Origin of the sequence: Agromyces luteolus, assembly GCF_009729855.1 — a bacterium.
Taxonomy (GTDB): Bacteria; Actinomycetota; Actinomycetes; order Actinomycetales; family Microbacteriaceae; genus Agromyces; species Agromyces luteolus.
The window spans coordinates 835072-853518 of the sequence record NZ_WODA01000025.1; the positions used below are offsets into that span (position 1 = coordinate 835072).

Here is an 18447-nt window from a genome sequence, read left to right on the forward strand (position 1 = left end):
CGAGTGCTTCGCAGCGCGGCCGGCCGCGCGCCGAGCGTCATTCGTCGAGAAGTCGCGGATGCCCGGCAGGATCGTGCATGCGCGACTTCTCGGGGCACGGCGGGGCGTGCGTGCCCGGGTCGCCACGCGGAGTCGCGCCTAGTGGTCGGCGCCGCCGACGAGCTTCAGGCCGACGACGCAGCCGACGAGGCCCGCGATGAGCGCGAGCCGCGCCCACGAGACCTCCGTGTCGCCCGTGATCATGGCCCAGATCACCGTGAGGGCCGCGCCGATGCCGACCCACACCGCGTACGCGGTGCCGACCGGGATGTCGCGCATGGCCCAGGCGAGCCCGCCCATCGAGCCGACGAGCGCGACGCCGAACACGACGGACGGCCAGAGCTTGGTGAACCCCTCGGACTTGCCGAGGGCGGTGGCCCAGACGGCCTCGAGCACAGCGGAGACGATGAGGACGATCCACGACATGATGACGGCACTCCTTCGGCCAGTCTTGTCGCGTTCCGGGTACTGGATTCCCTCGTCCGGGGCCGCCGTCGGGCGACCTGCCCTGAGGCTAGCAACCCTGCCTGATCAGGCCCTGTGCAGCCCGGGCGCCCGCGGCGCAGCCCGCCCATACCCTCCTTCGTAGGACGAACCGCGGAATGAAGGACGCAGACTGCCGTTCCGGTCCTCCATTCCGGCCGTCGTCCTACATTCCGCCCGGCGTGCAGCGCCTGACCGCGACAGTCAGCTCCCCGCGAGCCCCGTCGGCGATCCGCCGGCCTGAGCCACGCGATCGGCCGCGAACCGGGCGGGCGCCGGGCATGCACAGGGCCTGATCAGGCCCTGTGCAGCCCGGGTCGATCGGCGTAGCCTGACGGCATGGCCCGCATCCGCGTGAACGGGGTCGACCTGCACGTCGAGGAGCGCGGCCGGGGAGCGCCGATCCTCGGGATCCACGGCACGCCGAGTTCCGCCGCCCTCTGGGCCGACGCGGCGGAACGCCTCGCCGAGCGCGGGCGGTGCCTCACCTACGACCGTCGCGGCTTCGTCCGCAGCGCCGGTGCCGAAGCGGATGCCGCGACCAGCCTCGACGACCACGTGGCCGACGCCGCGGCCCTGCTCGATCAGGCCGACGCGACGCCTGCCGCGGTCGTCGGCCGCAGCACGGGAGGCCTGATCGCACTCGAGCTCGCGCGCCGACACCCCGAGGCGGTCTCGGCGCTGGTCCTCCTGGAGCCCGCGCTGTTCACGACCGACGCCGCCGCCCGTGCCTGGGCCGCGGAGGCGCGCGACCGGATCGCCGCCACGGCGGCCGAGCACCCCGACCGGGCGGCCGAAGCGGTGTTCCGGGTGATGCTCGGGGACGAGGCGTGGACCGGGCTCCCCGCCGACGTGCGCGGCGCGTTCGCAGCGGCGAACGGCGGGGTGCTCGCCGAGCTCGCCGGCGACGGGCTCGACCTCTCCGCGCGTCCGCGGCGCTACGAGGCCGGGGAACTCGAGGCGGTGCGCGCGCCGACGCTCGTCGTCGTCGCGGAGTCGTCGCCCGAGCCGCTCCATCGGGCCGCCGGGTGGATCGTCGACCGGATCCCGGGCGCACGTCGGTCCGACGTCGCCGGCGGTCACCTGATCGACCCGGCCGACCCTGCGGTCCTCGCGTTCCTCGACGCGCACGCCGCGTGACGGCGGCGTCGGAGCGACGACCCGGGGCGCGTCAGCTCCCGGCGAGCCCCGTCGGCGATCCGCCGGCCTGAGCCACGCGATCGGCCGCGAACCGCTCGGGCGCCGGCCCCGACCCGTCGGCGAGATCGGCGAGGATGCGCCCGACGACGGGCGTGAACTTGAACCCGTGCCCCGAGAAACCCGCGCCGACAACGATCGGCCCGATCCGGTCGAGCACGAAGTGCTCGTCGGGCGTGGTCGTGTACGTGCAGCTGATCGGCGTCACCGCGTCGGCGTCGACCCCGGGCAGCCAGTCGCGCGCGTAGCGCTGCAGGTCGGCGAGCTGGTCGGGCACGGGCAGGAAGTCGCGGGCGTCGGGGTCGACGACGGGGCCGACCCCGTGCCATCCGGCCTTCACGCCCTCGCCCGGCGTCAGCATGCCGTAGACGGGCGAGCGCCAGTAGTCGTACCCGTCGGCCGCCGCACCCGGGAAGTGGTTGTAGCTCGGCCATGGCATCGCCTCGTCGCGCACCGCGAAGTGCGCGGGCCCCTCCTGCGTGACGACGAGCGACGGCAGCGCGAGACCGCCGACGAACTTCGTGGTCCAGGCGCCGAGCGTGACGACGGCCGTCCGTGCCTCGAACACCTCCTCGACGCCCGCGTCGGTGACGGATGCCACGCGCACGCGATCCTCGCCGAGCGGCTCGATCCGCGTGGCCCGCGTGCGGTGCCGAACGTCGGCCCCGGCGGCGGCGGCCGTCGCGTGCAGCGCCGCGATCGTGGCATCCGCGTTCACCCGGCCCGCCCGCTCGTTGAACAGCACCCGGGTGTCGAAGCGGATGCCGGGCCAGCGGCGCGACGCCTCCTCGATCGGCAGGAACTCGGCCGGGATCCCGGCCGCCGTGAGCGCCGCCTGGACGGCGTCGAAGTGCGCGGCCCGCCCGTGGTTCGCGACCCCGACGAGCTCGAGCAGCGGCGTCCCCGAGTCCGCCTCGAGCTCGCGCCAGAGCGGCAGCGCCTCGACGAGCATCGCGACATAGGCGGGGTCGGCGTACCCGACGTTGAAGTTCCGCGAGGCGCCGTGCGAGGCGCCGTTGCGGTGCCCCGGCTCGTACCGTTCGAGCATCGTCACGTCGCGCCCGCGCCGCGCGAGCTGCCAGGCGGTCGCGGCGCCCATCGCACCGCCGCCGACGACGACCGTCTCGACGTGCGTGACGCCGCTCATCGGACCTCCCGGAAGTGCTCGACCACCGGGAACGGCTCGTAGAACCCGTGCAGCAGCTCGCGCCAGCGCGCGTACTCCGGCGACTCGCGGAAGCCCGGGTCGTGATCCTCGAGTCGCTCCCAGTGCACGAGAAGGAGGTACTCGTTCGGCGTCTCGACCGAGCGCGAGAGGGTGAGGTCCACGAACCCCGGCATCGACGAGATGATCGGCCGCGCCTCGGCGCACGCGGCTTCGAAGGCGGCCTCGCGGCCGGGGACGACTGGCAGGATCGCGTGTTCGAGGATCACGCGCCCAACGCTACCCGCGGCACAGCGTGGCAGTCGTTCGCGCAAGATCGGCAGGCGTCGCGGGCGCACCGGCGCCGCCGCCCGGCGACGATGGATGCATGGACCTCGACGACACCGCCGCCCTCATCGTGATCGACGTGCAGCAGGGCTTCGACGACCCCGACTACTGGGGCGAGCGCGACAACCCCGACGCCGAGGCGAACGTCGGCCGGCTCGTCACGGCATGGGCGGATGCCTCGCGGCCGATCGTGCTCGTCCGCCACGACTCGCGCGAGCCCGGCTCCCCGCTCGCGGCAGGCACCCCTGGCAACGCCCTGAAGCCCGTAGTCGCCGACGCCCCGCACGACCTGTTCGTCACCAAGGACGTCAACTCGGCGTTCTACGGCGACCCTGACCTGCACGCCTGGCTCGGCGAGCGCGGCATCCGTCAACTCGTCGTCTGCGGCATCCAGACCAACCAGTGCGTCGAGACGACCGCCCGCATGGCGGGCAACCTCGGCTACGACGTCGTGCTGCCGATCGACGCGACGCACACGTTCGAGATGGCCGGCCCCGGCGGCATCCGCCTCACCGCGGCCGAGCTCGCGCGCGCGACCGCGGTGAACCTCGACGGCGGCGGCTTCGCGCGGGTCGTCGCGACCGACGACGTGCTCGGCGGGTAGCGGGCAGCGCCGCGGCATCCGTTGCCCTGCGTTACGGGCGCGAGCGGATGCCGCGACCGACCGGACTACCGTGTCCCCATGGCAGACCGCGAATACGGCTTCAAGACCCGCGCCATCCACGCGGGCAACATCCCCGACGCCGAGGCGGGCGCCCGCGCGCTCCCCATCTACCAGTCGAGCGCGTTCGTCTTCGACGACACGGCGGATGCCGCTGCGCGCTTCGCGCTGCAGAAGTACGGCAACATCTACTCGCGCCTCGCGAACCCGACGGTCGCCGCGTTCGAGGAGCGCGTCGCGAGCCTCGAGGGCGGCCTCGGCGCCGTCGCGACCGCGAGCGGACTCTCGGCGCAGTACATCACCTTCGCGAGCCTCGCGGGCACGGGCGACCACATCGTCGCCTCGGCGAACCTCTACGGCGGCTCGATCACGCAGCTGGATGTGACGCTCCGCCGCTTCGGCGTCGAGACGACATTCGTGCGCTCCTCCGACCCGGCGGACTACGCGCCCGCGATCACCGAGCGCACCAAGGCGATCTTCGTCGAGACGATCGCGAACCCCTCGGGTGAGATCGCCGACCTCGAGGGCCTCGCCGACGTGGCGCACGCGCACGGCATCCCGCTCATCGTCGACTCGACGATCGCGACGCCGTACCTCAACCGACCGATCGAGTGGGGCGCCGACCTCGTCACCCACTCGGCGACGAAGTTCCTCGGCGGGCACGGCACGACGCTCGGCGGCGTGGTCGTCGAGTCGGGCCGGTTCGACTGGCACTCCGAGAAGTTCCCACTGTTCGGCGAGCCGGTGCCGAGCTACGGCGGCCTGCAGTGGTCGGGCAACTTCGGCGAGTACGCGTTCCTCACGCGCCTCCGTGCGGAGCAGCTGCGCGACATCGGGCCCGCGCTCGCCCCGCACTCGGCGTTCCTGCTCGCACAGGGCGTCGAGACGCTGCCGTACCGCATCCAAGCGCACATCGACAACGCGCGCCAGGTCGCCGAGTGGCTCGACGACGACCCGCGCATCGAGCGCGTGTTTTGGGCAGGCCTGCCCGACCACCCGCACTTCGAGCGCGCGGCGAAGTACCTGCCGAAGGGGCCGGGCTCGGTGTTCAGCTTCGAGGTGAAGGGCAGCCGCGAGGTGGGCCAGAAGCTCATCGAGAACGTGAACCTCGCCTCGCACCTCGCCAACATCGGCGACGCGAAGACGCTCATCATCCACCCCGCGTCGACCACGCATGCGCAGCTCACCGACCAGCAGCTCGTCGACGCGGGCGTGCTGCCGGGCGTCGTGCGCCTCTCGGTCGGCATCGAGGATGTGGAGGACATCATCGCCGACCTCGACCAGGCGCTGACCGCCGCGACGCGGGACCGCGTCCTGACCGCCCTGGGAGGCGCACGATGAGCATCGCGAGCGAGACCGGCACGACCGCAGCCGAGGCGGATGCCGCGGCATCCGACGTCGAGACCGTCCGCCTCGTCAACGGGCTCTCCTGCGAACTCCCGGCGAGCTCGCCGCTGGCGAAGCTGCTGAAGTCGCAGCGCACCTGGATCGGGCCCGACGCCAAGGCGCGGCTTCGAATCCTGAACGCGGCGAAGTCGGTCGCGATCGTCGGCGCCTCGCCGAAGCCGCAGCGCTCGAGCTACTTCGTCGGCACGTACCTGCAGCAGTCGAGCGACTACCGGGTGTACTTCGTGAACCCGAACGAGACCGAGATCCTCGGCCAGCCGGCGTACGCGAGCCTCACGGACCTGCCCGAGGTGCCCGACGTCGTCGTGGTGTTCCGGCGCGGCAGCGACATCCCGTCGGTCGTCGACGAGGTCGTCGCGGCGGGCGCGAAGACCATCTGGGTCCAGCTCGGCATCTGGAACGAGCAGGCCGCGTACTACGGCGAGGAGCAGGGCCTCACGGTGGTCATGGACCGCTGCATCAAGGTCGAGCACGCGCGCTTCCACGGCGGGCTGCACCTGCTCGGCTTCGACACCGGCCAGATCACGAGTCGCCGCGGCGGTCGCTGAGTCCGCGGCTCACGAGCACGGCGCCCGGAACCCTAGCCGAGCGCGGCGTCGAACTCGGCGCGGAGGTACTTCGGCGCCTGCACGCGCCACGCCTCGGTGACCAGTTCGGCCAGATGATCCGGGTCGATCGCCGCCATCCGGAACGCGACCTTCGGCTCGCCCCAGGTCGTGGTCGTCCGCAGGAACACGTCGGGCGCCATCTGCACGAGCGCGAGGGCATCGACAGGCTCGGCGACCTTGACCCCGACGACGAGCTCGGCCGCGATGATCTCGCGCATGTCGGCCGGGATGCTGGGCCACGGATGGCACTCCCACGCGTAGAGCCTGCGGCGGACGAACCACGCGGCGCCGCCCGTCATCGCGCGCTCCTCACTGCCGGGAAGCGCGCCGGCGGCGCGGCGAAGGTCGTGGATGGTGGCCACGCCTCGAGGCTACGCCGCCCCACCGTCAGGCGGACGGCCGACCGTCAGGCCGCGGGCGCGGTGGCGACGCCCGGGCCGCTGCTCGCGCCGGGCACGTCGATCCCGTAGGCGAGGATGTGCACGGGCGTGCCGTCGGGCCGCGAGAACGTGAACTCGCGGTCCTCGAGCCGCTCGAAGCCCATGCGCTCGTAGAGCCGGCGCGCCGGCCGCATCTGCTCGCCCGTGTTGAGCACGACCCGACGGATGCCGCGGCTCACGGCGAGCGAGAGCACGTGCCGCACCATGGCCTCGCCGACGCCACGCCCACGCGCGGCCGCCGCGACGCCGAGGAACCGGAAGTCGAGTTCGTCCTCGTGCCGCGCGACGGCGGACATGCGCCGACCCGGTCGCGGGAGCGTCACGGTGCCGAGCAGTTCGCCGGTCACCGTGTCGGCGGCGACCCAGACCTCGTGCTCGCGCGCACGCTCGCCGACGGCCTCGATCTCGTCGAGGTAGGCCTCGGTCAGCTCGTAGTCGCCCGCGTACGCGTCGCGCACGAGTCGTCCGACCAGCGGGATCTCGTCGTCGCGCATGCGTCGCATCGCCACCCCGTCGGCGGTCGAGGCGGGGAGGCGGAACGTCGGGATCGATTCGGTGGTGGGCATCCGATCCAGCCTACGCGTCGACGGCTGTGCCTCCGCCGGGTACCGCGCGCAGCGACGGCCGGGGATCGCGTTCCCCGGCCGTCGCCCGTTTCGGCGAGGTCAGCCGGTCAGGCCGACCTGCCACTCGATGAGGTCGCCGATCTTCGCCACGAGCACGTCGTCCTGCAGGCCGTGGGCCTTCCCCTGGGCCTGGCGGAGGATTGCCGCAGCGGAGGCGTGGTCGCCGGCATCAGCGGCGGCTTCGGCCTCGGCGAGGTACTCGCCCACGCCGCTGCCGAGCATCTGCGCGCGCATCGATCCGTCCGCGAGCCCGTCGAGGACGCCCCCGACCTCGCCGAAGGTCACGCAGTCGCCGCCGCCCTCGACGACGCCGGCGGTCCACTCGATCCCCCCGAGGATGTGGCTGAGGAACAGCGGGTCCGACCACGCGGCATCCACGTGCCCGGCCCCCTCGTACCACGACCGGCCGCCCTCGAAGTTGTGGCACCACGCGATGGGGTGGTCGGCGCCCATGGCGCCGCTGCCCGGGTTGTACGTCGACTCGTCGAGCGTGAGCAGCACGTGCACGTCGTCGCGCGGGTTGGTCGTGAAGTTGTACCACTCGTCGAAGCGCACCCACTCGGTCGGCAGCATCTCGGTCGACGGATGCGCCGGGCTCTCGACGCGCATCGTGGCGGTCTGCTGCGCGGGGTGGTTGCGGAACCGGGCGCTGCCGCCGGTCAACTCGCTGTACCAGGGCACGGTGTGCATCGAATCGGTCGCCGCGTGCAGACCGACGTAGCCGCCCCCGCCGCGGATGTAGCCCTGGAACGCCGCGAGCTCGGTGTCGTTCAGCAGGCGGGGCCGGTTCGGGTCGAGGTTGTTGGTCGCGTCCACGGGCGAGGCGAAGATGATCGTGGCGTACGTCGACAGGTCATCGGCGGTCGTGAACGGCGAGCTCGCGAGCGTCAGCGCGGGCTGCCCGGGCGAGTTGCCCTGTGGCGGATCCCACACGTCGACGTCGAAGCCGTGCTCCTCGCCGAGCGCGATGATCGCGTTCGTGGTGTCGTCGATGTGCGAGTGGCGGAACCCGAGGGTCTCGCCGACGACGAGCACCTCGTAGTCGTCGTCCGCCTGGGCGGGTGCCGCGGCGATGCCGAGGCCGAGCGTGAGGCCGACGGCGCAGAGCCCCGTGACGGCGAGCTTGGCAGGTTGCTTCATGGGTCGTTCTCCCCTTCGAGTGGACCGTTCCGGTGCCGCCTGAACCGCTGAATATGTTGCGTCAGGCGACATATTGCGCGACCGACACTATTCGGCGGCGTCGGGAGATGTCAATCCCTTCCGTCGATACCTGTGCACTACGTGAGCATCTTTTGTCGTCATCGACATCAAAGTGCGCAGATGCGCAATGTCGGTGCATTCCGGCGGAGATGCGCCCGTCGGACGCACGATTCTGCGAATCCGCGGCGAATGCCTGCGCGTGCTGCGACGTAGCCTTGAAGCGTGACAGCGTTCGTCTCAGCCCTCGACCTGTTCTCGATCGGCGTCGGCCCCTCGAGTTCGCACACGGTCGGACCCATGCGGGCCGCGCGGATGTTCGTCGACGGTCTGGCCGCCGATGGCCGCCTCGAGCGCGTGCGCCGCATCACCTGCTCGCTCTACGGTTCGCTCGGGGCGACGGGGCTCGGTCACGGCACGCCCGACGCCGTGGTCGCCGGCCTCGGCGGGCTCGCCCCGCACGACTGCGACCCCGACGACGTGCGCAGCGCGTGGGCGAGGCTCGGCGACGGTGCCGAGGTCCTCCTCGCCGGTCACCACGCCGTGCGGATGTCGCAGGCCGACGTCTCCCTCGAACCCCGCACCCGGCTTCCCGGTCACCCGAACGCGCTCACCCTGCAGGCGTGGGGTGACGACGACGCACTCCCGATCGCCGAGGGGACGTACTACTCGGTCGGCGGCGGCTTCATCCGTCGTGACGGCGACGCGCCCGACCAGGCCGAGGCGCTGCGCCATCCGCTGCCCTACTCGAACGCGGCGGAGCTGCTCGCGCTCTGCCAGGAGCACGGCGTGAGCCTCTGCGACATCTCCTGGCGGAACGAGGTCGCAGTGCACGGCGAAGAGGGCATCGTCGCCGGCCTCGACGCGATCTGGGACGCCATGGCCGAGTGCGTCTCGCACGGGCTCGCCACCGAGGGCACCCTCCCCGGCGGCCTCCGCGTGAAGCGCCGCGCGCCCGAGGTCCGCCGCCGTCTCGAGGAATACGACCGCGACGAGCACGTGCGGGACACGTCCACCGAATGGCTGCACGCCTTCGCGCTCGCCGTCAACGAGGAGAACGCCTCGGGCGGCCGGGTCGTGACCGCGCCGACGAACGGAGCGGCCGGCATCATCCCCGCGGTCGGCCACTACTACCTCAAGTACGTGCCGGGCGCCGACCGCGAGGGCATCCGACGCTACCTGCTCACCGCGTCGGCGATCGCGAGCCTCGTGAAGAGGAACGCGTCGATCTCGGGCGCGGAGGGTGGATGCCAGGCCGAGGTCGGCTCCGCGTGCGCGATGGCCGCGGGCGGCCTGTGCGCCGTGCTCGGCGGTACGCCGGCGCAGATCGAGAACGCAGCGGAGATCGCGATGGAGCACCACCTCGGGCTCACGTGCGACCCGGTCGCCGGGCTCGTGCAGGTGCCCTGCATCGAGCGCAACGCGATCGCCGCGTCGACCGCGGTGTCGGCCGCGCGCCTCGCCCTGCACGGCGACGGCACGCACGTCGTCTCGCTCGACACCGTGATCGAGACGATGCGCCAGACCGGGATCGACATGATGTCGAAGTACAAGGAGACGAGCGAGGGCGGCCTCGCGGTGAACGTCATCGAGTGCTGAACCGGGCCGTGTCCCCCGGATGGGTCGCTTCCGCCGCAGGCCGCGACTCTGCGAAGGTAGCCGGGTGGACCCGAACATCGACCCCGGCATGGTCGGCGGCCTGAGCGTCGCCGCCCTCATCATCGGCTCGCTCATCTACTTGGCGATCATCGCGCTGAGCCTCTGGATCGGCTACCTGATCATCAAGGCCGCCGTCCGCAACGGCCTCCGCGAGCACACGCTCTGGCTCGAGCAGCGGCGAGGCCCGCTGCGCTGATCGCGCCCGCACGACGACTCGGCCCGTCGTCGACGCGCGCGGACGCATCCCGCCGCCCCGCGCCCGTGTCCCCCTAACAGGCGCACTCGACGACCGGGCCGCCCGTCTCGACGTTGGTCAGCGTGTCGACCGCACGCCGCTCGCGCCCGCCGTCGCGCTCGACCTCGAACCCCTCGCGCACCCAGTACTCGAAGCCGCCGAGCATCTCCTTCACCGGGTGCCCGAGGCTCGCGAACGCGAGCGCCGCGCGCGTCGCACCGTTGCAGCCGGGGCCCCAGCAGTACACGACGACCGGCGTCCCCGGGGCGAACCGCGTCGGAGCGACCTCCGCGATGCGACGCCCGGGAAGGTGCACCGCCCCGGGGATGCGACCGGCCGCCCAGGCGGCCTCGCTGCGCGTGTCGACGAGCACGAAGCCGGGGTCGGATGCGCCGAGCGCCGCCGACACGTCGGAGACGTCGGTCTCGAAGCCGAGTCGCGCGCGGAAGTGGCGCACGGCCTCCTCCGGCGTGGCGACGTGGGCGAAGAGCCCGTCGACGGATGCCGCGGCGGCGGCGGGCACGGGAGCGATCGCGTTCGACATGCTCCGATGCTCGCACCGAGCTCACCGGATGACGGGCACGAATCCGGCCCGCGTTGCGCGACATCCCGCCAGATCGCCGGACCGCGTCCTCGTCCTCGGGGCATGCGTGCCGCCCGATGCCCGCGCCCGGGCGCCCCTGGGCGTCAGGCGCCGCGGAGGAACGCGCCGACCGCCGCGCCGAGGGCCGCGAGGTCCTCGACGTGCGCCAGCTCCCGGGCCGAGTGCATCGAGAGCAGCGGCGGTCCGACGTCGACGGTGCGGATGCCGAGGCGGGTGGCGGTGAGCGGCCCGATCGTCGAGCCGCACGGGATCGCGTTGTTCGACACGAACTCCTGGGTCGGCACGCCCGCTGCGCGGCACGCCGCCGCCCAGAGCGCCGCGCCCGAGGCATCCGTCGCGTACCGCTGGTTCGCGTTGAGCTTCAGCAGCGGCCCGCCGCCGAGCACGGGACGGTTCACCGGGTCGTGCCGCTCGGGGTAGTTCGGGTGCACGGCGTGGCCGGCGTCGCTCGAGACGTGCGACGACGCGGCGAACGCGCGGCGGCGCTCCTCAACGCCCGCGCCGAGCCCCGCGCCGATGCGGGCCAGCACGTCGTCGAGGAAGGGCCCGCTCGCGCCCGACCGCGAGTCCGAGCCGAGCTCCTCGTGGTCGAAGGCGGCGAGGACACTGATGTGCCCCGCGTCGGCGGGCGCGTCGAGGATCGCGGTGAGCCCGGCATGGACGGAGGTCAGGTTGTCCATCCGCCCGGCGGCGAGGAACACGTCGCCCCGGCCGAACCGGGCGGGCGCCGCCGCGTCGACGACGTGCACGTCGTGCCCGACGACCTCGTCGGCGTCGACGCCGGCGAGCGCGGCGAGGTGGGCGACGATGTCGGCCGGGTCGCCGATCGTCTCCACGCCCCAGATCGGCTGCACGTGGCGCTGCTTGTCGAGCGTGAGGCCGTCGGTGTTGACGCCGCGGTCGAGGTGCACCGCGAGCTGCGGGATGCGCAGCAGCGGGCCCGTGGCGACGAGGTGGGTCGCGCCGTCGCGCGTGGCGAGTCGGCCGGCGAGGCGCAGCTCCCGGTCGAGCCAGGAGTTCAGCAACGGCCCGCCGTAGACCTCGACGTTCGCCTGCGAGAGACCGGCCGCCGCGCTCGACGGGTTCGGCTTGAGCTTGAACGACGGCGAGTCGGTGTGCGCGCCGAGGATCCGGAACGGCGTGGTCGCCTCCGCGCCGGCGGGCTGCACCCAGGCGATCACCGCGCCGTCGCGGACGACGACCCGGCGTCCGGGGTCGCTCGGCCACGCGTCGCGCTCGTCGAGCCGGTCGAACCCGGCCTGCTCGAGGCGGCGGGCCACCTCCTCGGCCGCGTGGTACGACGACGGCGATGCCGTCACGAACGCGGTGAAGTCCTCGATGTACGCGTCGACGTCAGGGGTGCCCATCCCTCCATCTTGGCAAACCTCGGACGGTGCCCCGGACCGCCGCCGTGCCGCGCCGTGCCGGCGCCGCCGGCCGGCCGCGGGTCCCAGGTCGACGCCGTCAGGCGAACCGGATGGTCGCCTGCAGCCGGGCCCGGATCTCCATGACGTCCGCACCGCCGAGCAGGGGCGACCCGGGGATGCCCTCGCGGATCGCGCTCGCGAGCCGCGACCGCCGCGCGAGCACGACCGCCGCGCCGCGCACGGACCCGCCGACCTCGAGCGGCATCGCGGCGTCCTCGTCGGGCACGACCACCACGAGCGCCGTCGGCTTGACCCGCGCCGCGCGGGCGACGGCCTTCGCGCGTGCGGCGAGCAACCGGATGGGCCGCTCGCCGTCGAGCGCCTCGCCGACGAGCTCGCCGCGCTTGAACGCGACCGGTCCGCCCCAGTCCTCCGACTGGATCGCGAGGAGACCGGTCGGGCCGAGCACGAGGTGGTCGAGCTTGGGCGGGAACCCCGGGCCGGCGGCATCCGTCGCGATGTCGTGCCAGACCGTGTAGGCGATGCCGAGGGTCGCGAGCGCGCGGGCGGTCTCCTCCTCGGCGAGCGCGTCGGCGAGCACGTGACGGATGTCGCGCGGCGCCGACCGCACGAGCGCCGCGTCGTACGGGTCGTCGAGCGTCACGCCGCGGCCCGCCCACTCGCGGATGAGGTCGAGGTAGCGCTCGCGCGTCCAGCCGCCCGGGTGCCCGTACGCGCGGGCCATGGGCCGCGAGTCGCGGCGCGGGCGAGGGGCCGCGGGCGCCCACGCCTCGTGCTGGGGCTCGGCCATGCCGCCGCCCGACCCGCGGTCGAACGCCGCACGCGCCTCGGGGGTGCCGACGAGCTCCCAGGCGCGTTGCACGGCGTGGAACCGCGTGGCATCGCCGCCCGTGTCGGGGTGGGCGTGCCGCAACGCTCGCCGGTACGCGAGGCGCAGTGACGCGGCGTCCGCGTCGGAGGAGACGCCGAGCACCTCGTAGGGCGAATCGGACAGAGGGGAGTCGGGCATGGGCTCGCTTTCGGTGGCAGCCACGAGGATACCGCCGCCGTCGGGGATCTCGCCGTGCGCCGCCTCCGAGACGGCTCAGGCGACGACCGGGCGCAGCATCCCGCCGGCGACGAGCTCGCGCGTCGCCGGCGCGAGCTCGTCCCAGAGCTCGGCGCGATCGACCTCGAGCAGGTCGGCGATCGCATCGACGAGCACGCCGAGCGGCAGGTCCCCGTCGGCCGCCCCGACGAGCGCCGCGAGCCCGGTGCCCGCGTCGACGACCCGGCCGAAGCCGCCGCCCTGGCGGAGGAGGATCACCGTCGGCTGCTCGGCGCCCGGCCAGTGGTGCCGTTCCTCCGTCACGTCCTCGGCGACCGCGAGGCGCAGGGCGCGGAGCGCGGCGTCGTCGAGCGCGCCGACGAGGTCGGACGCCGCGAGGCACGTCTCGAGGTGCGCGGCGAGACCGCCGGTGACGTCGCCGAGCGGTCCGTGAAGCCGCTCGGCGCGCGCGAGGACCGGTGCGCGGCCCTCGACGGAACGGCGCAGGAGCACGTACCCGAACCCGACCGACTCGACGGCGCGACTCGCGAAGTCCTCGAGCCACGCGCCGTGCAGGTCCTCGAACTCGGGCGTGCCCGGCCTGGTCCCGCCGTCGCGGATCCACGTCTCGGCGTACTCGCTCGGGTCCTGCCGCTCGCGTTCGACGACCCAGTACTCCAGGCCCGCCTCGGCGGCCCATCCGGCGACGCGTTCGAGCCCGTCGGCGAGGTCGTCTCCCGCGCGCCGGTACTCCCAGTTGCCGAGCAGCTGCGCGATCCCGCCGGGGGCGAGGCGATCGGCGGCGCCGCGCACGACCGCCTCGACGATCGCGTCGCCCACCATTCCGCCGTCGCGGTAGTCGTACGCGGGGACGCCGTCGCGTCGTGGCGTGATCACGAAGGGCGGGTTCGAGACGATGCGGTCCACCCGCTCGTCGCCGAGCGGCTCGTAGAGGCTGCCGAGCCGGAACTCGACGCCGTCGATGCCGTTGAGCCGCGCGTTCAGCCGGGCGAACCGCAGCGCGCGTTCCGAGATGTCGCTCGCGATGACGCGGTCACTGAACCGCGACGCGTGCATCGCCTGGATGCCGCACCCGGTGCCGAGGTCGAACGCGGTCGCGATCGACCGCTGCAGCAGGAGGCCGCTGAGCGTCATGGATGCGCCACCGACGCCGAGCACGTACTCCTCGGGGAGTGCGCCGCCGGTCGCGAGCTCGCCGGGGTCGGATGCGATCCACCACTCCCCCCGGCCGGCGGCATCGTCGAACGCGTACGGACGCAGGTCCACCCGCGGCGCGGCGAGGGCGCCCTCGACGTTCACCAGGCCGAGCGCTGCGGCGCGGTCGATGCCGAGCCCCGGCAGGGCCTCGGCGAGGTCGACGGATGCCACGGGCACGCCGAGCACGAAGCACCGCACGAGCGTCGCGAGCGGCCGCTCGTCGGGCTCGACGTCGGCGAGCGCCCGGAGGGCGGGGACGCGATGGCCCCGGCGGAGGGCGGCACCCGGGTGGGTGGACGTCTCGGCGGCGCCGCGCTCCCACAGTGCCTCGATCCCCGCGACCGTGTACCCCGCGGCACCCAGGTCGGCCGCGAGCGCGTCCACCGACTCGGGGTCGGGTGCGTCGTCGGGCCCGCCGGCGGGTGTGCTCACGATGGTATTCAACCAGCCGAGCCGCCTCCGTCGCCCGTTCGTCATCCGCCGGCCACCGCACGTCCATGCGCCGCCGGCCCGTGTAACCCGGACGACACACGTCCCGGGTACGGTCGGTTACGATCGGACGAGCGAGGGGAGGTCGCACATGGCAGAGCCGACCACGCTCGAGCGCCTGCGACAGGACGCGCGAGACGAACTCGCCGCACTCATCGAACTGCGGTGCCGCCTCGGCGAGGACCCGTGGGCCTTCCTGCCCGAGCTGCCGTCGGTCGACGAGCAGGTCGTCGCGACGCTCCGCGAGGAGCGCCTGCACTCCGAGCGCTGGAGCCCCGCCCGGGCGCGCGCCTACCATCCGACCGCGCGACGCGGCGCCGCCGAGCGCTTCGAGTTCGAGATCCTCCGCGACATCGCGCTCGATCACCCCGAACTCAGCACCGCGGTGTGGAGCCTGCTCGGCCGGGTCCCGACCGCCTGGTGACCGGCCGCCCGGCGTCCGTCACGCCGGGTCGACGGCGGGTCAGGTCGCGGCCGGCGCGTTCGCGGCATCCGCACGCCGCTGCACCCGCATCCAGGTGATGAAGCCGACGAGCGTGAACACCCCGTAGAACAGGTAGAGCAGCGCCGACGCGTAGTATCCGGCGCTCACGAGCAGCGGGACCCCGACGATGTCGACCGCGACCCAGATGAGCCAGAACTCGGTCCAGCCGCGCGCCATGCCCCAGGTCGCGAGCAGCGATCCCACGAAGATCCACGCGTCGGCCCACACCGGCTCGAACGATCCGAGCGCCCGGAAGACCGGGGTGAGCGCGAGCGTGCCGCCGACGAGGAGCACGACGAGGAGCACGCGCTCCCGGCCCGTCGCCCACCGCGGCGTCACGGCCGGAGCGGACGCGTCGCCGTGCCGGTTGCGCGACCACTGGATCCAGCCGTAGATCGACACGATGATGAACATGACCTGACGGGCGGCCTGGCCGAGCAGGTTCACCGGGTTCGGCGTGCCGAACACGGCCCCGAGGAAGACCGTGAAGAGCAGGACGTTGCCGACGATGCCCACCGGCCACGCCCACACCTTGCGGCGGAGCCCGCCGAGCGCCGACGCGAGGCCGAACGCGTTCCCGACGATCTCACGCCAGAGGATGACCTGGTCGCCGATCACCAGCTGCGCGTCGAACAGCCACGCGATCGGGTTCACGGCGCGACCGCCGCGTCGCCGTGCTCGGTCGTCGTCTCGCGGCGCGGGCGCCGGGCGCGCCGGGCGCGCCGGACCAGCGAGACGACGGCCCGCCAGCCCAGCAGGAACGCCGCCAGCGTCACCGAGGCGACGACCACGAAGGCGAGCGCCGCGCCGGCCCCCGTCGCGAGTCGAAGCAGCATGCCGACGACCACGGCCGACACCCACGCGGCGATCCCGGTCGGCCGCACGGCGAGCGGATGGCGCCACCCGCGCGCCACGAGCCATCCGATCACCAGGCCGACGAGGAACGGCCACGCGGTCTCCCACGTGCCGGCGACGTCGACCGTCTCACCGTGGCTGGCCCGACCGATCGCGGCGAACACGACGACGAGGACGACGTCGGCCGCCCCAGCGGCGGCCGCCACGACGGGGAGACGGGGTGCGGCGGGCATGCGACCATCGTAGGTCGCCGGGACTCACCCGGCCGACGAGAGCGACCGGAGCTCGGCCGCCGACGTCACGGGCAGGGCGCACACGAACGACCGGCACCGATACGCCGTGGCACGGCCGTCCCGGGTCGTCCGGCCGGCGAACAGTTCGAACCCGGCGTCCGCGAATGCGGCGGCCTGCGTCTCGGTGACGACGGCGGTGACGGATGCCTCCGCCCGGCGCGCCTCCTCGATGAGCTCCGTCGCGGGACCGTCCCGGTCGGCCGGCGGGGCGGTCGGGTCGTCGGGTGCCACGACCACGAGCTGCACGAGCGGCGCGGCGAGCCACGACATCAGGCCGAGCGCACCGCCGAACGCGATCGGCCTCGTCGGCGCGATGCCGGCGACCACTCGCGCGGCCGCCTCGGCGAGCTCGCGGTACCGATCGCCCGCGCCGAGCGCGGCGAGCCGCCACGCGGCGTCGGCGCACGCCGTGAGACCCGAGGGCGCCGCCCCCTCCGCCGGGTCGTCGGCGAAGCCGAGCCCGCGGGCGGCGAGCACCGGGTCGCCGCCGCCGGGTGCGGCGAACGGCAGGTGGACCGAATTCCCGTCGTCGGTCGATCCGGTCCGACCCGGCGCAGCGGCCGCCGCCGCGGCGGCCGCGTCGACGAGTTCGCGTGAAGCGATCGCGTACCGTGCCTCGCCGGTCGCCAGTGCGAGCCGCACGAGCCCGCCGGCGAGCATCCCCGTGTCCTCGAGGGTGGCCGGCGCGCTCGAGGCCCGGCCGTCGAGGGAGGCTCGGACGAGGGTTCCATCGGCGCGGACGTGCTCGGCGAGGAGCCGGTCGGCAGCTCGCCGCGCGGACGCGATCGCGTCGGCGTCGCCGAACACCTGCCCGGCGCGCGCGAGTGCACCGATCGCGAGCCCGTTCCACCCCGTGAGCAGCTTCGCGTCGAGCGCCGGAGGTTCGAGGTCCGCGCGACCCGCGGCGTCCCGTCGGTAGTACCCGCCCTCGTCGCGACGGCCGTCGATGACGCTCTCCGAGTCCTGCGCGGCGGCGAAGCCGCCACCGGGCAGCTCCATCCGCTCGGTGAGGAACGAGACGACGCCCGACGCGAGCGCGTCGAGGAACGCAGGGCGATCGTCGCCCGTCGCGAGCTCGGCGGCGACCTCCAGGAGCAGCGCGTTGTCGGTGAGCATGCGCTCGTAGTGCGGCTCGCTCCAGTCGGCGCGCGTCGCGTACCGGAAGAAGCCGCCCTCGACGGGGTCTCGGAGCGGCGACGCGCCCATCTTCCGCAGCGTGCGGGTCGCGAGCTCGCGCCCGTCACCGCCCACCGAGGCCAGGAAGCCGAGGACCGGCGCGACGGGGAACTTCGGGGCCGACCCGAAACCGCCGTGCACGACGTCCTCGTCGGCGACGAGCAGCCGGACCGCATCCTCGAGCGCCGCACGCCCGGGGAGTTCGGCGTCGGTGCGGGCGACGGATGCCGCGGCGATCGCCTCGCCGACGGCCTCCGCCGTGCGATCGAGGTCGTCGCGGCGCTCGCGCCACGCCTCGCCGACGGCGTCGAGCACGTCGCGGAACGATGGGATGCCCTGCTGCGCCCGGGGCGGGAAGTAGGTGCCGGCGTAGAACGTCCGGCCGTCGGGGCGCGTGAACACGGTCAGCGGCCAGCCCAGCTGGCGGGTGAAGGCGGATGCCGCGGCCAGGTAGCTCGCGTCGACTTCGGGATGCTCCTCGCGATCCACCTTGATCGTCACGAAGTGCTCGCCGAGGATCTCGGCGATGGCCGGATCGCTGAAGCTTTCGCGGGCCATCACGTGGCACCAGTGGCAGGTGGCGTAGCCGATCGACACCATCACGGGCACGTCGCGGCGACGTGCCTCGTCGAAGGCGTCTTCGCCCCACGGGTACCAGTCGACGGGATTGTCGGCGTGCGCACGGAGGTACGGGCTCAGCGCGTCGGCCAGTCGATTCGCCATCGATCCAGCGTAGGCACACTGCCCGCGGTGCGTCGCGTTAAATGCAGAAGAGCCGCCCGGCGGTGGGCGGCTCTTCTGTGAATGTGTGTCCGGCGGTGTCCTACTCTCCCACAGGGTCGCCCCTGCAGTACCATCGGCGCTGCGAG

20 protein-coding genes and 1 riboswitch are annotated in these 18447 nt (G+C 73.6%); of the genes, 7 read left to right on the plus strand and 13 right to left on the minus strand.

The window, feature by feature from the left end:
• Positions 1-138: 138 nt before the first annotated feature.
• A complete protein-coding gene (locus GLX25_RS17550; protein ID WP_155843798.1) occupies positions 139-465 on the minus strand; it encodes a DMT family transporter in 327 nt (108 codons plus the stop codon).
• A gap of 14 nt (positions 466-479) precedes the next feature.
• Positions 480-546, minus strand: a riboswitch (guanidine-III (ykkC-III) riboswitch).
• Between the two features lie 315 nt (positions 547-861).
• On the opposite strand from GLX25_RS17550, the gene GLX25_RS17555 reads away from it, so the two are divergent.
• Positions 862-1662, plus strand: a complete 801-nt coding sequence (locus GLX25_RS17555; protein WP_155843799.1) for an alpha/beta fold hydrolase — start codon at positions 862-864, stop codon at positions 1660-1662.
• A 31-nt stretch (positions 1663-1693) separates the two neighbouring features.
• On the opposite strand, the gene GLX25_RS17560 is transcribed toward GLX25_RS17555, so the two are convergent.
• Together GLX25_RS17560 and GLX25_RS17565 are read right to left on the minus strand one after the other, a co-directional pair.
• A complete protein-coding gene (locus GLX25_RS17560) occupies positions 1694-2866 on the minus strand; it encodes an FAD-dependent oxidoreductase (protein ID WP_155843800.1) in 1173 nt (390 codons plus the stop codon).
• On the minus strand, positions 2863-3153 hold the full coding sequence (locus tag GLX25_RS17565; protein ID WP_166548960.1) for an antibiotic biosynthesis monooxygenase family protein: 291 nt from the start codon (positions 3151-3153) through the stop codon (positions 2863-2865). Before GLX25_RS17565 ends, GLX25_RS17560 begins: the two co-directional genes overlap by 4 nt.
• A 98-nt stretch (positions 3154-3251) precedes the next feature.
• On the opposite strand from GLX25_RS17565, the gene GLX25_RS17570 reads away from it, so the two are divergent.
• From GLX25_RS17570 to GLX25_RS17580, 3 genes are all read left to right on the plus strand, one after another.
• Positions 3252-3815, plus strand: a complete 564-nt coding sequence (locus tag GLX25_RS17570) for a cysteine hydrolase family protein (RefSeq protein ID WP_155843801.1) — start codon at positions 3252-3254, stop codon at positions 3813-3815.
• A 78-nt stretch (positions 3816-3893) separates the two neighbouring features.
• Positions 3894-5213, plus strand: coding sequence for an O-acetylhomoserine aminocarboxypropyltransferase/cysteine synthase family protein (locus tag GLX25_RS17575; protein ID WP_155843802.1), 1320 nt, complete (start codon positions 3894-3896; stop codon positions 5211-5213).
• Positions 5210-5827, plus strand: coding sequence for a CoA-binding protein (locus GLX25_RS17580; RefSeq protein ID WP_155843803.1), 618 nt, complete (start codon positions 5210-5212; stop codon positions 5825-5827). Before GLX25_RS17575 ends, GLX25_RS17580 begins: the two co-directional genes overlap by 4 nt.
• A gap of 32 nt (positions 5828-5859) precedes the next feature.
• Here GLX25_RS17580 and GLX25_RS17585 read toward each other — a convergent pair whose 3' ends face one another.
• The 3 genes from GLX25_RS17585 to GLX25_RS17595 form a co-directional block, all read right to left on the minus strand.
• Positions 5860-6249: an MmcQ/YjbR family DNA-binding protein gene (locus GLX25_RS17585; RefSeq protein ID WP_166548961.1), complete on the minus strand. Its 390-nt coding sequence runs from the start codon at positions 6247-6249 to the stop codon at positions 5860-5862.
• A 44-nt stretch (positions 6250-6293) separates the two neighbouring features.
• Entirely contained in the window at positions 6294-6893 is a 600-nt protein-coding gene (locus tag GLX25_RS17590; RefSeq protein WP_155843804.1) for a GNAT family N-acetyltransferase, read from the minus strand.
• 99 nt (positions 6894-6992) lie between these two features.
• Positions 6993-8093: a ThuA domain-containing protein gene (locus tag GLX25_RS17595; protein ID WP_166548962.1), complete on the minus strand. Its 1101-nt coding sequence runs from the start codon at positions 8091-8093 to the stop codon at positions 6993-6995.
• A gap of 282 nt (positions 8094-8375) precedes the next feature.
• On the opposite strand from GLX25_RS17595, the gene GLX25_RS17600 reads away from it, so the two are divergent.
• Entirely contained in the window at positions 8376-9749 is a 1374-nt protein-coding gene (locus GLX25_RS17600) for an L-serine ammonia-lyase (RefSeq protein ID WP_166548963.1), read from the plus strand.
• Between the two features lie 64 nt (positions 9750-9813).
• Complete coding sequence (locus GLX25_RS17605; RefSeq protein ID WP_155843806.1) at positions 9814-10005, plus strand: hypothetical protein; 192 nt, start codon at positions 9814-9816, stop codon at positions 10003-10005.
• A 73-nt stretch (positions 10006-10078) separates the two neighbouring features.
• On the opposite strand, the gene GLX25_RS17610 is transcribed toward GLX25_RS17605, so the two are convergent.
• The 4 genes from GLX25_RS17610 to GLX25_RS17625 form a co-directional block, all read right to left on the minus strand.
• Positions 10079-10588, minus strand: a complete 510-nt coding sequence (locus GLX25_RS17610; protein ID WP_155843807.1) for a rhodanese-like domain-containing protein — start codon at positions 10586-10588, stop codon at positions 10079-10081.
• Between the two features lie 143 nt (positions 10589-10731).
• Positions 10732-12015, minus strand: a complete 1284-nt coding sequence (locus GLX25_RS17615; protein WP_155843808.1) for a M18 family aminopeptidase — start codon at positions 12013-12015, stop codon at positions 10732-10734.
• Positions 12016-12112: 97 nt separating this feature from the next.
• The gene (locus GLX25_RS17620; RefSeq protein WP_155843809.1) at positions 12113-13045 is read right to left on the minus strand and encodes a J domain-containing protein; all 933 of its coding nucleotides are present in this window, start codon (positions 13043-13045) and stop codon (positions 12113-12115) included.
• Between the two features lie 75 nt (positions 13046-13120).
• Positions 13121-14713, minus strand: a complete 1593-nt coding sequence (locus GLX25_RS17625) for a DUF7059 domain-containing protein (RefSeq protein ID WP_271192493.1) — start codon at positions 14711-14713, stop codon at positions 13121-13123.
• A 148-nt stretch (positions 14714-14861) separates the two neighbouring features.
• On the opposite strand from GLX25_RS17625, the gene GLX25_RS17630 reads away from it, so the two are divergent.
• Positions 14862-15194 carry a hypothetical protein gene (locus tag GLX25_RS17630; RefSeq protein WP_155843811.1) on the plus strand — a complete coding sequence of 111 codons (333 nt, stop codon included), beginning with the start codon at positions 14862-14864 and terminating at the stop codon, positions 15192-15194.
• Between the two features lie 39 nt (positions 15195-15233).
• Here the strand turns inward: GLX25_RS17630 and pnuC are convergent, their stop codons facing one another.
• Genes pnuC through GLX25_RS17645 form a run of 3 tightly spaced genes read right to left on the minus strand, consistent with a single transcriptional unit; the run spans position 15234 to position 18301 of the window.
• The gene (pnuC, locus tag GLX25_RS17635) at positions 15234-15908 is read right to left on the minus strand and encodes a nicotinamide riboside transporter PnuC (RefSeq protein WP_166548964.1); all 675 of its coding nucleotides are present in this window, start codon (positions 15906-15908) and stop codon (positions 15234-15236) included.
• Positions 15905-16342 (minus strand): DUF3054 domain-containing protein, encoded by a 438-nt coding sequence (locus GLX25_RS17640; RefSeq protein ID WP_155843812.1) that lies wholly within the window; start codon positions 16340-16342, stop codon positions 15905-15907. Before GLX25_RS17640 ends, pnuC begins: the two co-directional genes overlap by 4 nt.
• A 24-nt stretch (positions 16343-16366) precedes the next feature.
• A complete protein-coding gene (locus tag GLX25_RS17645) occupies positions 16367-18301 on the minus strand; it encodes a thioredoxin domain-containing protein (RefSeq protein WP_155843813.1) in 1935 nt (644 codons plus the stop codon).
• Positions 18302-18447 lie beyond the last annotated feature (146 nt).